Raw genomic sequence first — 12,202 nt, forward strand, 5'->3', positions numbered from 1 at the left:
TGCAAATAGTGAATCTTAGGGTCGGAAAACTCAGTCCAAGGGCGGCACAGGGAGGCCACGCTTGGCATAGAAGGCATCGACGAAGGCGGCCAATGTACCCTGTTGAATAGCCTCGCGCAAACCAGCCATCAGGACTTGGTAATGACGCAAATTGTGGATGGTATTCAACATGCTACCCAGCATTTCCCCACACTTGTCCAGATGGTGCAGATAAGCACGGGAGAAGTTCTGGCAGGTGTAGCAGTCACAGGTAGGATCCAGCGGCGAATCATCATGGCGATGGAACGCGTTACGGATCTTCAGCACGCCTGTATCGATGAACAGATGCCCATTGCGGGCATTACGGGTTGGCATCACGCAATCGAACATGTCCACACCGCGGCGCACACCCTCTACGAGATCTTCCGGTTTGCCAACGCCCATAAGGTAACGAGGTTTGTCTGCGGGCATCAGGCCTGGCAGGTAATCGAGCACCTTGATCATTTCGTGCTTGGGCTCGCCCACCGACAAACCGCCGATGGCCAGGCCGTCGAAGCCGATCTTGTCGAGGCCTTCCAGCGAGCGTTTGCGCAGGCTTTCATGCATGCCGCCCTGGACAATACCGAACAGCGCCGCCGTGTTATCGCCATGGGCGTTCTTCGAACGCTGGGCCCAACGCAGCGACAGCTCCATGGAGATACGCGCCACGTCTTCATCGGCCGGGTACGGTGTGCACTCGTCGAAAATCATCACGATGTCCGAGCCCAGGTCACGCTGCACCTGCATCGACTCTTCCGGGCCCATGAACACCTTGGCGCCGTCGACCGGCGAGGCGAAGGTCACGCCCTCTTCCTTGATCTTGCGCATGGCGCCCAGGCTGAACACCTGGAAACCACCGGAGTCGGTGAGGATCGGGCCTTGCCACTTCATGAAGTCATGCAGGTCGCCATGCTTCTTGATCACTTCCGTGCCCGGGCGCAGCCACAGGTGGAAGGTATTGCCGAGGATAATCTCGGCACCGGTGGCGACGATGTCGCGGGGCAACATGCCTTTGACGGTGCCGTAGGTGCCGACCGGCATGAAGGCCGGGGTCTCCACAGTGCCGCGCGGGAAGGTCAGGCGGCCGCGACGGGCTTTGCCGTCCGTAGCGAGCAATTCAAACGACATACGACTCATAAGTTGTCCTCAGGGCCGCGCGGCGCCGGGTTACGGGTGATAAACATCGCATCACCGTAGCTGAAAAAACGGTACTCGTTAGCAATGGCGGCCTGGTAGGCAGCCATGGTTTCCGGGTAACCGGCAAATGCCGACACCAGCATCAACAGCGTGGATTCCGGCAAATGGAAGTTGGTGACCAGGCAATCGACCACATGAAAAGGTCGCCCTGGAAAAATGAAGATATCGGTGTCGCCACTGAACGGCTTGAGCACGCCATCACGCGCTGCACTCTCCAGCGAACGCACACTGGTGGTGCCCACGGCAACCACTCGACCGCCACGCGCCTTGCACGCCGCCACCGCATCCACCACGTCCTGGCTGACTTCCAGCCACTCGCTGTGCATATGGTGGTCTTCGATGTTATCCACACGCACCGGCTGAAACGTACCGGCCCCCACGTGCAGGGTCACATAGGCCGTGTCGACGCCCTTGGCGGCAATCGCATCCAGCAATGGCTGGTCGAAATGCAGCCCGGCAGTCGGGGCGGCGACGGCGCCGAGGCGCTGTGAGTACACGGTCTGATAGCGCTCGCGGTCCGCGTCTTCATCGGGGCGGTCTATATAAGGAGGCAACGGCATATGGCCGACGCGCTCCAACAACGGCAACACTTCTTCGGCAAACTTGAGCTCGAACAAGGCATCGTGGCGCGCGACCATCTCGGCTTCGCCACCGCCCTCAATCAAGATGCTCGACCCCGGTTTGGGCGATTTGCTGGAGCGCACATGGGCGAGCACGCGGTGGCTGTCCAGCACCCGCTCCACCAGGATTTCCAGCTTGCCGCCGGATGCTTTCTGGCCAAACAGCCGCGCCGGAATCACCCGGGTATTGTTGAAAACCATCAGATCGCCTGGGCGCAAATGCTCAAGCAAATCAGTGAATTGACGGTGTGCGAGGGCACCGCTGACCCCGTCCAGGGTCAGCAGTCGACTGGCGCGACGCTCGGCCAAAGGGTGGCGAGCGATCAGCGAATCAGGGAGCTCAAAAGTAAAGTCAGCAACGCGCATGATGGGGTTCGTCTAGCAGGGCCGGGAAGTCTAGCGGAAATAGTGAAAATAGACCATGAAACGTGATTGACCAACGGTAATCTCATCTCTATACTTCGCCGCCATTGAGCCCTGATGGCGGAATTGGTAGACGCGGCGGATTCAAAATCCGTTTTCGAAAGGAGTGGGAGTTCGAGTCTCCCTCGGGGCACCATCTTAAAGAAAGACCTTGAAATTCAAGGTCTTTTTTTTCGCCTGCAAAAAAGTGCCAGGCGTGGCAGTGGAGGGAGCGGGACCATGGAGTTGACGCTTGAAGCGGTTGCGTTGTTTGCGTTGAAGCTGGTGCATGAGACTGACGACGGCAGCCCGTTGCTGCGCGATGATCCCGTGATGGAGGGCTATGATCGCGAGGTGTTTGGGTTGTTGGTGCGCCAGGGAAACCTGGCCGAGATCCAAGTGAAGCTCGATGAATGCCTGTCTCTGGCACTCGACACCCTGGGTGGCGCCGATACCGTCATGGGTCGCGAGTTGCAGCGGCTCGCAACGAACGTGCGCGAAGCACCGACCCTGGAAATACTCGACGCCCCGCTCCACGCACTCAAGGATTACCTGAAAGCCATCCTGTGACGTGGACTTACTTGCGCCCTTCCACCGCCATCCGCACCGCCAAGCCCATCAATACCGACCCCATCAGCCAGCGCTGCAGCACCTGCCAACCAGGCCGGGTTACGAAGAACACCGCGATGGAACCCGCCATGCAGGCAATCACCGCGTTGACGCTCACGCTGATAAGAATCTGCAGGGAGCCCAGCGCCAGGGATTGCACCAGCACACTGCCATGACCGTTCGGGTCGATGAACTGGGGCAGCAACGACAAATACATCACCGCCACTTTGGGATTGAGCAGGTTGGTGACCAGCCCCATGGTAACCAACTTGCGCGGGCTGTCCTTGGGCAAGTCGCGCACCTGGAATGGCGAACGCCCACCCGGCTTGACCGCCTGCCAGGCCAGGTACATCAGATACAGCGCCCCGCCGAGCCGCAGCGCGTCGTAGGCAAACGGCACCGCCATCACCAACGCCGTGATACCCAGCGCCGCGCACACCATATACACCACAAACCCCAGCGCCACCCCGCCCAGGGAAATCAACCCGGCCGTGCGCCCCTGGCAGATGGAGCGGGAAATGAGGTAGATCATGTTCGGCCCCGGTGTCAGTACCATGCCGAGTGAAATCAGGCCGTAGGCGAGCAAGCTGGACATATCAGGCATGGATTGGCTCCTGGTTTTTTAAGCTGCCAGCGTGAAATCCTTCGCCGACGCGGTCGTGTTGAGCGTCATGCTAGGGGCTTGCAGGCCCAGGCGTTAGATACAGATCCGCAAGCAAAACGTCATACACCGACGGCACCACTTACCCAGGACAGGCACATGATCGACTTCAACAACAAAGGCTTCTTCAAGCTCAAGCAAAACAACGAATACGCCGAACGCGTAGCGGCCCTGCTGCTGGACGGCGAAGAAGTGGTCGACGCGTACAAGGCCATGCGCGACGGCGTCGTGTTCACCACCAAACGCATCATCGCGGTTAACGTGCAGGGAATTACCGGCAGCAAGAAGGACTTCACCTCATTGCCGTACAAGAACATCGTGGCGTACTCGGTGGAAACGTCCGGGACGTTTGATCTTGATTCGGAGTTGGAGATTTACTTTTCGTCGTTGGGGAAGGTGAAGTTCGAATTCACTGGCAAGACCTCGATCGTGGAAATCTCGCGGCTGATTTCCAAGCACCTGCTGAGTTGATCCACAGGCATAAAAAAGACATTGGCGTTTCAAGGTCTTTTTTATTGTGGTTCAACTGACGTACACCGGGCTCATCCTGCTCACAGCATCATTTCATAAGGTCCCATTGCCTTGCTAGTCTGCACCAAGCCCTGCCGCATCAACATTTCGAGATAGCTTCCCGCCTCCATCGCGGGCTTCTTCAACGCCCTCCTCTGCTTCTGCGCTGCTCCCAACACTGCCGCCTGATCCAAATCCCAGAGATCCGAAATAAAGTCATCCGGATGCATCGGTTCAATGTCATAGGCAGCCAATACATGCGGTGGAAAGTCTTTCAAATTGAAGGTCACGATAACCTCAGCTTTACTGCGAATGGCCGCTGCCAACACATGCCGGTCATCCGGATCTGGTAAATCCAAACTCGAACACAGGTCCTCATATCCGGTCACCAGAGCGTCAGGTATCGCAATGTCCATAAGCGCCGACGTGCAGTCCACCTGAGCCGCCGTAAGATCGGGTCGGTTCTTGAGTACGTTGCGCTTCCACTCATCCTGAATCTGGGCAGTCCATCGCGCTCGATACAAACCAGACAAACCAAGCCACATGAGTAAGTCCCTAAGTGCCGCAGGATAGAGAACACAAGCGTCGTATACCGCAGTAAAGGGCGAACACCTCATCCGTCATACCCCATTCCCAACTCCTGGGCCTGTTGAACCAGCGCTTCCATTGCCTCTTGGCTTTGCTCGTCACGCCGTTGCTTGAACGCCATCAAATCCGAAAAGCGGACTCGCCGATGTCGACCCGTTTTTGTAAAAGGGATAGCGCCGTCCTCGAGCATTTTGACCAAATGCGGGCGTGACACATTAAGCAGGTCGGCCGCCTCCTGCGAGGTCAACTCGGCATGAACCGGCACTACCTTGACGGCATTGCCGAGCGCCAATTCGCCCAGAATATCGACCAGCAGGCGCAGTGCGGAGGTTGGGAGTACAAGCCTGTGTGGCTTATCTTCTTTGTCGAAGATGTCGATGCGCTGGGTTTCAAATTTGGTCGACAATAGGGACGCTAATTCACGCTGGCCTTGCACTGCCGCCTCGACTTCTTTTTCCAGCGGAAGGATCGTTTTTGGAAGGTTGTTGATGGTCATGATGCAACTCCGGTCTTGCGCAATTCAGTTGAGGCCAACGCTAAACGAAACAAACGAAAATCGCAATATTCGAAACAATGCCGGCGACTCACGTACCAGTCAACTTTTCCCACATCAACTGAAAATTGAGCTGATATCGGTTCCTGACTCCCCCTCATAGGCTCACTCCCTCGCGCAAGGAAGTGAATCGGTCATGTCAGAACGCTTTTATCCACCCACCGAACAAGCGTTACTCAAGCGACGAATCCTCACCCGGCAACCGTCGCGTATGCCGTATTCGCCTACTGTCGATTTTTTCGAGCCATCCCCTGCCCCGCCACCTACACCAGCCAAACCTCCCAGCTGCGTCTTCATCAAGCCATGCCAACTGCCTGACGGTATCGCCCATTACTCGAGCCCCACCGGTTTTGTTCCACTGGAACTGATCAAGGAGTACAGCCATTTAAGTCTGTTGGGCGGGCTCGAAGTGGACGCCCGAGGCGCGGTTGCCTTGCGCAAGATCAGCGGCAGTGCACTGCCAGCCGGCTTAGGGCAGTTGGCATTGCGTTCAGCGTTTTTGGAATCGGCGACCACAGTCAGCGCATCCGTCGCTGGTAGCCTGTTGACAGGGTTGGTAGCGCTGGCTTGGCCGTCGGATCTAAGTGATAGCGCGCTCTACAACGAGGAACAATTGCGTTCGCTGCAACGAGCGCGTTCGCAGATGCGGCTGCATATCGAGCAACGCGACGACGGCACGCTCAAGGGGTATGGGTTTTACACAGGTAACAATGCCGATTGGCAGATGATTGATGTGGTGCAATTTCAAAACCGCAGTGGCCAGTTAGTAGCAGATTTGAATAATGGCGTAGAGCTGATCTGGACGCCCTCCGTTGATCCAAATGACACCTTAGGTATTCCGGCATTGGAGGCTGCGCCGCAAGCACCGGTGATCTGGATCTACCCACCGACGGGAACGGCGGCGCAGATTCTGGTTAACCCTATTTACCCACCGGACTATCGGGATTTTATTCTGGTGTTTCCGGCGGAGTCGGGGGTTCGGCCGCTGTATGTGGTGGTAGGTGCCAAGGCTGGGGATCACAAGTACCACAAAGCGCCTAACACTGAACAAATAACTGGCTTTGAAAAACTGATAAAAGCAAAACCCAAGACTCCCAGACAAGGAGGCGCCGGGCTGAGAGAACGCTGGATTGAGGAAAAAGGTCGGAAGATCTATGAATGGGACTCTCAGCACGGGAAGCTGGAGGTTTATCTAGCAAGTGATGGGAGCCATATAGGTGCGTTCAACCACATAAGCGGCGAGCAGCTAAAAGGGCCGATCAAAAAACGAAACATCAAAAAATATTTGTGAGGACTACATGGGACTAAAAATAAGGTTGGAATGGTTCGACAGAACCACAGAGAGGCTAAGAGGAACGGAAAGTTCAGCGGACTGCGGAGATGACTATTCGGTGATTTCCACGCTCGGGTTGTTGAGCGCAGCGGAAGTCAATAACGGCATGTTTGAATTGCGCAGGGAATGGCTATCAGTGATACAGCCGCGCTTTTCTCATGAAATTGCTCTTTCAGAAAGTGACTACTTCATCGCATTTGATTACGAAGTTTCAAACGAGTAATGACTCAAAGAATTCAGCCTGAGCTATAGCAGATGAAAAAGCAAATGGTGCACAAGTGACCCGTTCATCCCTCATCAAAATTGACCTTAGCCGCATCCAGAACCACAAAGAACTTCACGCCACGCTGTGCACTTCACTCAACTTTCCCAACTGGTATCGCCAAAACTGGGATGCTTTTTGGGACGCCATCACCGGCTTGGTAGAAATGCCTGATACGCTTGAGTTTTCTGATTGGGATATTTTTTCAGAGCACCTACCCCACGATGCCAAGATGCTATGGGAGTGCTTGGCTGAACTCGCGACCCTTTTACCCGGACCTTGCGTCGCGGGTTCAGCAAGGCTTTTTTGTAGGAGCGAGCTTGCTCGCGAAAACGTCAACGATCACGCGTGCTTCCTGAATGAATGCGACGCCTGTGAGCTTTTCGCGAGCAAGCTCGCTCCTACAGAGGACAGAGGACGGTGATGCGTGCCAGCCTGGGCATCTCACTTGGGCTGGAATGTCTCCAAATACGCCAGGATATTTTCAATCTTCTCCTGGTCACTGATCCCCCAGAAGATCATCCGCGTGCCACTGACCACCGATTTCGGGTCTTCAATGTAGGCCGCCAGTTTTTCCCGCGTCCACACCACGCCCGAGTTCTTCATCGCATCCGAATACTGATAGTCCTGAGTGGTACCGGCAGGCCGGCCAATGATGCCGTTCAGTTCCGGGCCAAAACCACCCCGCGCGCCTTCACCAATGCTGTGGCAGCCGCCGCAGGTCTTGGTGAACAATTTGCCGCCCGCCTCGGCGTCGCCCGCAGCGAACGCGGGTGCGGCGATAACGGTCAGGGCGAGAGTCAATAACACATACTTCATTCACGTCTCCCTATCGGCTGTTGCCTTGGATTATGCCTGTTCGACCGGCCTTTCTCCCAGCCGCTGCACCAGACGCACCAGATACCCGTCCGGGTCTTGCACGATGAACTGGCGCTGCCCGGCCTCCACGTCACCGGCTCGGTACCAGGCGTCCTCTACATCGCGGAACAAGGGCCAGCCGATCTGCGCCAAGCGTTGCAGGATGGGTGCTACGGCGGGCACATCGATTTGCAGGTTGATGCCGCGCCCGAATGGGGGCTGCAACGGTGCGGTAAGCCACTGGCCGGCCTCGGGGCCGTATTGTTCGAGCATGATTTGCGCGCCGTTAAGGTCGAGGTAGGCAAAGCCTTCTTCTGCGCGCTGATAGGCAATAGCGAAACCTAACTGTTCGATCCAGAACGCCAGGCTCGCGCCAAGGCGGGTGACGATCAGTTCAGGCACGAGTGGGTTACGGTCGAACATGGCATTCCTTGGATGGCAGGGTGGCGTTCACCTTAACGGATTGTCGTGCCCATGGCTCACAAGCAGCCAAATGACCACCCATCGTTTAAAAAACATCCAATCGAACCTATATACCCAACCCCTACTCCACCTTACTGAACCCCTGATGGTGGAGTAAGGATCATGGCTCAGCCATCGATTTTGGTATTGGAAGACGACGAGATCATTCGGGCGTTGATGGTGGATGTGCTGGAAGACTTTGGTGCGGTGGTGACATCGTTTGCATCGGCAGACGAAGGGATGATTTACCTGGAGCGCGGCGATGACCCGGTGGATTTGATTGTCAGTGATATTCAAATGCCCGGCTTGCTCAATGGTTATGACTTGAGCCGTGTCGTCGCCCACCGGTGGCCTGAAGTACAGGTAGTGCTGACCTCAGGTAATACGAAAATCGCCGCCGAGCTGGGCAGTTCCGTGCGGTTTCTGCCCAAGCCCTGGAGTACCGACCACTTGCTTGAGTGCGTGCAGACAGCATTGACGCACTAGGGCCAGTCCCGGGATTGATAGCAGCGCGATATCATTTCAACCGAACTTGAGGGCTAGTTCTGCGGTCATGTAAGGTGCAGGGAGCGACTTTTCTGATCCGATGGTCAGCCTTTTCGCTTCTGCGTTCAGCTGACGACAATGAGTCGTGTAGAATCGTCGCCCATTTTCACGCGTCATTCATGGCCGACAGGCCCACAGTTCGAGCTCATTGAATGCATTCACAGGCCCATGACGTTAGTGCGCCCTCCTTGTTGGAAACGTTGCGCACGGGCACGGGCCTGCTGCATGTGGCGTTGGAACAGCGCCTGCCGTTTTTTTCCGAGCGCCTGGATGCCCAGTGGTATCGGCGCTTGCTGCAGGCGTACCACGGCTTTTATCAGCCAATGGAAGCGGCGCTGTATGACAGCGGTTTGATTCCCGACGGATATGAGTCTGCGTTGCGTGTGAAAACGCCAACCCTGGTCCATGACCTGCACGCGCTCGGCCTGACTGAGCACGCCATCCATGCCCTGCCTCGCTGTACCCAGCTCCCCGTATTAGACACACCAGCTGCGTGCCTCGGCGCCCTGTATGTGCTGGAAGGCGCCACCCTGGGCGGCCAAGTGCTGCGCCGGGAAATAGCCCTGCGCCTGGATGTGAACGCCGACAACGGCGGTGCCTTTCTCAATGTATACGGCGCCGAGACCGGACGGCGCTGGAAAGATTTCCTCGATTATCTGGGCCGTCAGCCACTGGATACAGATGCCGCCGTGCGCGCGGTGATGGCGGCCCGCTCGACATTCAGCGGCTTTGAGCAATGGCTCGACAGCCAGGAGGTATTGCTATGAAACCCGAAGATTTTGAAGAGCTGCTTGCCAACTGCGCCGACGAACCCATTCGTTTTCCGGGGGCCATCCAGCCCCACGGCGTGCTGCTGACCTTGTCGGAACCTGGCCTGAACATCATTCAGGTAAGTGCCAACGTCGGTACGTTGTTCGGCCACGCCCCCGAGGCGCTGTTGGATCAACCGTTGCACAGATTGATTGGCGAGGAGTACGCCCAGGCCGTGCAAACCATGGCCGAGGACAGCGCATTCCTGGACTCGCCGCCCCTGCTGATAACCTTCAAGGGTGAGCAGTTCGAAGGCCTGTTGCATCGCCATCAGGGCGTGTTAGTGCTGGAATTCGAACCACGGCTCAAGGATTTCAAACCCCGAGCGCACAGTGGCCGCACCAGCGACCTGGGCAAGATGCTGCACCGCCTGCAATCGGCAAAGACCTTGGAGGCGCTCTACGCCATCACCGTCAACGAAATCCAGGCCATGACCGGTTATGACCGGGTGCTCATCTATCGCTTCGAAGAGGAAGGCCATGGTCAGGTGATCGCCGAGGCCTCGGCGCCGTCCATGGAATTGTTCAACGGGCTGTTCTTCCCCGCGTCCGACATCCCCGAGCAGGCTCGCGAACTGTATCGCACCAACTGGCTACGGATCATCCCGAATGCATCCTACGAACCGGTACCGCTGGTGCCCAAATTGCGCCCGGACACCGGGCAGCCTCTGGACCTGAGCTTCGCCACCCTGCGCAGCGTGTCGCCGATTCACTGCCAGTACATGCAGAACATGGGCGTGTTGTCGTCCATGAGTATTTCACTGATGAAGGGCGACAAACTCTGGGGCCTGATCAGTTGCGGCAACCGTGAGCCGCTGCTGGTGCCCAACGACCTGCGCATGGCCTGCCAGACCATCGGCCAGGTGCTGTCATTGCAGATCAGTGCCATGGAGGCCCTGGAGCTGAGCCGCCAGCGCGACGAGAAAGTCGAAGCGCTGGCGCTGCTGGATCGGGCGATGAAAGCCTCTGCCAATAACGTATTCGACGGCTTGGCCCAGCAAGGCCGACTGCTGATGGACCTGACCCTCTCCGGCGGCGTGGCGATCATCGAAGACAAGCAATTACACCGCTACGGCAACTGCCCGGAACCGGCGCAGATACGCGCGCTGCACAAGTGGTTGCAGGGCGACGGCGCACCGGTATTTTCCAGCCATAACCTGGCCTCGGTTTATCCGCCGGCCGCCGAATACCAGAGCGTGGCCAGCGGCGTGCTCGCCATGAGCTTGCCCAAGCCTGTGGATAACGGGGTGCTGTGGTTTCGCCCGGAAGTCAAAGAGAACATCCACTGGAGTGGCGACCCGCAGAAGCCGCTGAATCTGGAAACCTGCGACGCGGGCATGCGCCTTCGCCCACGCACCTCGTTTGAAATCTGGAAAGTGGAAATGGCTGGTATCTCCACCAAGTGGAGCCATGGCGACCTGTTTGCCGCCAACGATTTGCGCCGCTCGGCCCTGGAGAACGACCTGTCCCGCCAAGTGCTGCGCGAGCAACAAGCGGTGCGTGCGCGGGACGAGCTGGTCGCGGTGGTTTCCCACGACCTGCGCAACCCCATGACCGTCATCTCCATGCTCTGCGGCATGATGCAAAAAGCCTTCAGCTCCGATGGTCCCCACACTTCACGGCGCATATCTTCCGCCATTGACACCATGCAACAGGCTGCCGGGCGCATGAACGTGTTGCTGGAAGACTTGCTCGACACCTCGAAAATCGAAGCCGGGCGCTATGTGGTCAAGCCGGTGGCGCTGGACGTCAGCCAGATTTTTGAAGAGGCGTATTCGCTGCTGGCGCCCTTGGCCTCGGAAAAGGGCATCGACCTGTCGTTCAATGTCGAGCCTGGCCTGCAAATCAAGGCCGACCCGGAGCGCTTGTTCCAGGTGCTGTCGAACCTGATCGGCAATGCGATCAAGTTCACTCCGCGCCAGGGCAACATCGGCATCAGCGCCATGAGCGCCGGCGAGGAGATTGTATTTTCGGTGCGCGACTCCGGTGAGGGCATTGCGCCGGACGATTTGCCCCATGTGTTCGATCGCTATTGGACCCAGACTGAAAACAACCCCACCGGCAGCGGGCTGGGGCTGTATATCACCCAAGGCATCGTTAAGGCGCATGGCGGCAGGATCGAAGCCGAGAGCAAGCAGGGTCAGGGCAGCGAGTTTCGATTTACCGTACCGAAGGTGACGATTGAGGCAAACAACTGAGCCATTTGCCGGCAGGGGCAACCATATTGCCCCTGCTGCCCCATAACCGAGGACGGAAAACCAAACATATACTCATACAACATTGCATTTCTTTAAAAAAGTTTCAAAATAAAACAACCAAAATTCAACAATAAAACCAACTCAGCCATCACAAACAGAAACATAGAACACCTCGCAAAAAACACCGAACTCCACTAACTTACGCCGAGCACTGTTACAGGGAAGAACATGCCATGTAAACCATGCCATTAATAGTGAGGCGTTACCGTGTTCAATTCTACCGGCTTTAATCCCGTCAATACTTACATTTCCCAATCCGCCCCCGACCAAGACACCCAAGCCAGCGAGAAGGTCAACTCACGCTCGAAACGAAGCCTCGATCAAATCGCTCCCGATAATTCGATTAATGACAATGGGGTCACCGCAGACAGAGGCGGCAGACGTAATGGTGGTGGCTTGGACAGTCTCGGCAAAGGCCATGTTCTTTGAGTAAACTTACTTAAGCGCAACTACTAAATAAGTAGCGCCCAGGGCGCTGCTTATTCATTAATAGCCACAACATATTACTGTCTGACG

16 protein-coding genes and 1 tRNA gene are annotated in these 12,202 nt (G+C 56.8%); 10 read left to right on the forward strand and 7 right to left on the reverse strand.

The features are described 5' to 3' along the window. Positions 1–30 precede the first annotated feature (30 nt). Both tgt and queA read right to left on the reverse strand, forming a co-directional pair. Complete coding sequence (gene tgt, locus ACP7CZ_RS16145) at positions 31–1,146, reverse strand: tRNA guanosine(34) transglycosylase Tgt (protein WP_032803964.1); 1,116 nt, start codon at positions 1,144–1,146, stop codon at positions 31–33. 5 nt (positions 1,147–1,151) lie between these two features. Further along, on the reverse strand, positions 1,152–2,201 hold the full coding sequence (gene queA, locus ACP7CZ_RS16150) for a tRNA preQ1(34) S-adenosylmethionine ribosyltransferase-isomerase QueA (RefSeq protein WP_034128030.1): 1,050 nt from the start codon (positions 2,199–2,201) through the stop codon (positions 1,152–1,154). A gap of 108 nt (positions 2,202–2,309) precedes the next feature. Between queA and ACP7CZ_RS16155 the strand changes: the two genes are divergently transcribed. Next, positions 2,310–2,394, forward strand: a tRNA-Leu gene (locus ACP7CZ_RS16155). 83 nt (positions 2,395–2,477) lie between these two features. After that, positions 2,478–2,807, forward strand: coding sequence for a hypothetical protein (locus tag ACP7CZ_RS16160; RefSeq protein ID WP_054897815.1), 330 nt, complete (start codon positions 2,478–2,480; stop codon positions 2,805–2,807). A 7-nt stretch (positions 2,808–2,814) separates the two neighbouring features. Here the strand turns inward: ACP7CZ_RS16160 and ACP7CZ_RS16165 are convergent, their stop codons facing one another. Further along, positions 2,815–3,450, reverse strand: a complete 636-nt coding sequence (locus ACP7CZ_RS16165) for a LysE family translocator (protein WP_054897816.1) — start codon at positions 3,448–3,450, stop codon at positions 2,815–2,817. Between the two features lie 156 nt (positions 3,451–3,606). Between ACP7CZ_RS16165 and ACP7CZ_RS16170 the strand changes: the two genes are divergently transcribed. Then, positions 3,607–3,978, forward strand: coding sequence for a PH domain-containing protein (locus tag ACP7CZ_RS16170; protein WP_014719840.1), 372 nt, complete (start codon positions 3,607–3,609; stop codon positions 3,976–3,978). A gap of 80 nt (positions 3,979–4,058) precedes the next feature. Here ACP7CZ_RS16170 and ACP7CZ_RS16175 read toward each other — a convergent pair whose 3' ends face one another. Together ACP7CZ_RS16175 and ACP7CZ_RS16180 are read right to left on the reverse strand one after the other, a co-directional pair. Next, entirely contained in the window at positions 4,059–4,634 is a 576-nt protein-coding gene (locus ACP7CZ_RS16175) for a PIN domain-containing protein (RefSeq protein ID WP_054922014.1), read from the reverse strand. Continuing rightward, positions 4,631–5,101 (reverse strand): helix-turn-helix domain-containing protein, encoded by a 471-nt coding sequence (locus ACP7CZ_RS16180; RefSeq protein ID WP_054922011.1) that lies wholly within the window; start codon positions 5,099–5,101, stop codon positions 4,631–4,633. The genes ACP7CZ_RS16175 and ACP7CZ_RS16180 overlap by 4 nt, the downstream gene beginning before the upstream one ends. Before the next feature lie 193 nt (positions 5,102–5,294). Between ACP7CZ_RS16180 and ACP7CZ_RS16185 the strand changes: the two genes are divergently transcribed. From ACP7CZ_RS16185 to ACP7CZ_RS16195, 3 genes are read left to right on the forward strand one after another with little or no spacing between them, the layout of a single operon-like run. Continuing rightward, positions 5,295–6,449, forward strand: a complete 1,155-nt coding sequence (locus tag ACP7CZ_RS16185) for an S-type pyocin domain-containing protein (protein WP_057975058.1) — start codon at positions 5,295–5,297, stop codon at positions 6,447–6,449. Positions 6,450–6,456: 7 nt separating this feature from the next. Further along, positions 6,457–6,714, forward strand: coding sequence for a colicin E3-like toxin immunity protein (locus ACP7CZ_RS16190; protein WP_082430498.1), 258 nt, complete (start codon positions 6,457–6,459; stop codon positions 6,712–6,714). A 55-nt stretch (positions 6,715–6,769) separates the two neighbouring features. Continuing rightward, positions 6,770–7,177: a barstar family protein gene (locus ACP7CZ_RS16195; protein ID WP_306109888.1), complete on the forward strand. Its 408-nt coding sequence runs from the start codon at positions 6,770–6,772 to the stop codon at positions 7,175–7,177. Positions 7,178–7,197: 20 nt separating this feature from the next. Here the strand turns inward: ACP7CZ_RS16195 and ACP7CZ_RS16200 are convergent, their stop codons facing one another. Together ACP7CZ_RS16200 and ACP7CZ_RS16205 are read right to left on the reverse strand one after the other, a co-directional pair. Then, positions 7,198–7,572, reverse strand: a complete 375-nt coding sequence (locus ACP7CZ_RS16200) for a c-type cytochrome (protein WP_034128041.1) — start codon at positions 7,570–7,572, stop codon at positions 7,198–7,200. Between the two features lie 30 nt (positions 7,573–7,602). Further along, positions 7,603–8,034 (reverse strand): bleomycin resistance protein, encoded by a 432-nt coding sequence (locus ACP7CZ_RS16205; protein ID WP_054897818.1) that lies wholly within the window; start codon positions 8,032–8,034, stop codon positions 7,603–7,605. 162 nt (positions 8,035–8,196) lie between these two features. Between ACP7CZ_RS16205 and ACP7CZ_RS16210 the strand changes: the two genes are divergently transcribed. The 4 genes from ACP7CZ_RS16210 to ACP7CZ_RS16225 all read left to right on the forward strand — a co-directional run bounded on the left by ACP7CZ_RS16210 (position 8,197) and on the right by ACP7CZ_RS16225 (position 12,115). After that, positions 8,197–8,559, forward strand: a complete 363-nt coding sequence (locus ACP7CZ_RS16210) for a response regulator (RefSeq protein WP_003194033.1) — start codon at positions 8,197–8,199, stop codon at positions 8,557–8,559. Positions 8,560–8,771: 212 nt separating this feature from the next. Continuing rightward, positions 8,772–9,386: a biliverdin-producing heme oxygenase gene (locus tag ACP7CZ_RS16215; protein ID WP_054922006.1), complete on the forward strand. Its 615-nt coding sequence runs from the start codon at positions 8,772–8,774 to the stop codon at positions 9,384–9,386. Further along, complete coding sequence (locus tag ACP7CZ_RS16220; protein ID WP_057975057.1) at positions 9,383–11,626, forward strand: ATP-binding protein; 2,244 nt, start codon at positions 9,383–9,385, stop codon at positions 11,624–11,626. The genes ACP7CZ_RS16215 and ACP7CZ_RS16220 overlap by 4 nt, the downstream gene beginning before the upstream one ends. Before the next feature lie 267 nt (positions 11,627–11,893). Then, positions 11,894–12,115 carry a hypothetical protein gene (locus ACP7CZ_RS16225; RefSeq protein ID WP_125919832.1) on the forward strand — a complete coding sequence of 74 codons (222 nt, stop codon included), beginning with the start codon at positions 11,894–11,896 and terminating at the stop codon, positions 12,113–12,115. Positions 12,116–12,202 lie beyond the last annotated feature (87 nt).

Source organism: Pseudomonas sp. DWP2-2 (genome assembly GCF_049897065.1).
Taxonomy (GTDB): domain Bacteria; phylum Pseudomonadota; class Gammaproteobacteria; order Pseudomonadales; family Pseudomonadaceae; genus Aquipseudomonas; species Aquipseudomonas paracarnis.

What these genes read in the sequence shown, in the direction of transcription:
- ACP7CZ_RS16210 (WP_003194033.1), top strand. Translation starts at nt 8,197, where the DNA reads ATGGCTCAGCCATCGATTTTGGTATTGGAAGACGACGAGATCATTCGG.
- ACP7CZ_RS16220 (WP_057975057.1), top strand. Translation starts at nt 9,383, where the DNA reads ATGAAACCCGAAGATTTTGAAGAGCTGCTTGCCAACTGCGCCGACGAA.
- ACP7CZ_RS16180 (WP_054922011.1), bottom strand. Translation starts at nt 5,101, where the DNA reads ATGACCATCAACAACCTTCCAAAAACGATCCTTCCGCTGGAAAAAGAA.
- ACP7CZ_RS16160 (WP_054897815.1), top strand. Translation starts at nt 2,478, where the DNA reads ATGGAGTTGACGCTTGAAGCGGTTGCGTTGTTTGCGTTGAAGCTGGTG.
- tgt (WP_032803964.1), bottom strand. Translation starts at nt 1,146, where the DNA reads ATGTCGTTTGAATTGCTCGCTACGGACGGCAAAGCCCGTCGCGGCCGC.
- ACP7CZ_RS16175 (WP_054922014.1), bottom strand. Translation starts at nt 4,634, where the DNA reads ATGAGGTGTTCGCCCTTTACTGCGGTATACGACGCTTGTGTTCTCTAT.
- ACP7CZ_RS16205 (WP_054897818.1), bottom strand. Translation starts at nt 8,034, where the DNA reads ATGTTCGACCGTAACCCACTCGTGCCTGAACTGATCGTCACCCGCCTT.
- ACP7CZ_RS16200 (WP_034128041.1), bottom strand. Translation starts at nt 7,572, where the DNA reads ATGAAGTATGTGTTATTGACTCTCGCCCTGACCGTTATCGCCGCACCC.
- ACP7CZ_RS16190 (WP_082430498.1), top strand. Translation starts at nt 6,457, where the DNA reads ATGGGACTAAAAATAAGGTTGGAATGGTTCGACAGAACCACAGAGAGG.
- ACP7CZ_RS16215 (WP_054922006.1), top strand. Translation starts at nt 8,772, where the DNA reads ATGCATTCACAGGCCCATGACGTTAGTGCGCCCTCCTTGTTGGAAACG.
- ACP7CZ_RS16165 (WP_054897816.1), bottom strand. Translation starts at nt 3,450, where the DNA reads ATGCCTGATATGTCCAGCTTGCTCGCCTACGGCCTGATTTCACTCGGC.
- ACP7CZ_RS16185 (WP_057975058.1), top strand. Translation starts at nt 5,295, where the DNA reads ATGTCAGAACGCTTTTATCCACCCACCGAACAAGCGTTACTCAAGCGA.
- queA (WP_034128030.1), bottom strand. Translation starts at nt 2,201, where the DNA reads ATGCGCGTTGCTGACTTTACTTTTGAGCTCCCTGATTCGCTGATCGCT.
- ACP7CZ_RS16170 (WP_014719840.1), top strand. Translation starts at nt 3,607, where the DNA reads ATGATCGACTTCAACAACAAAGGCTTCTTCAAGCTCAAGCAAAACAAC.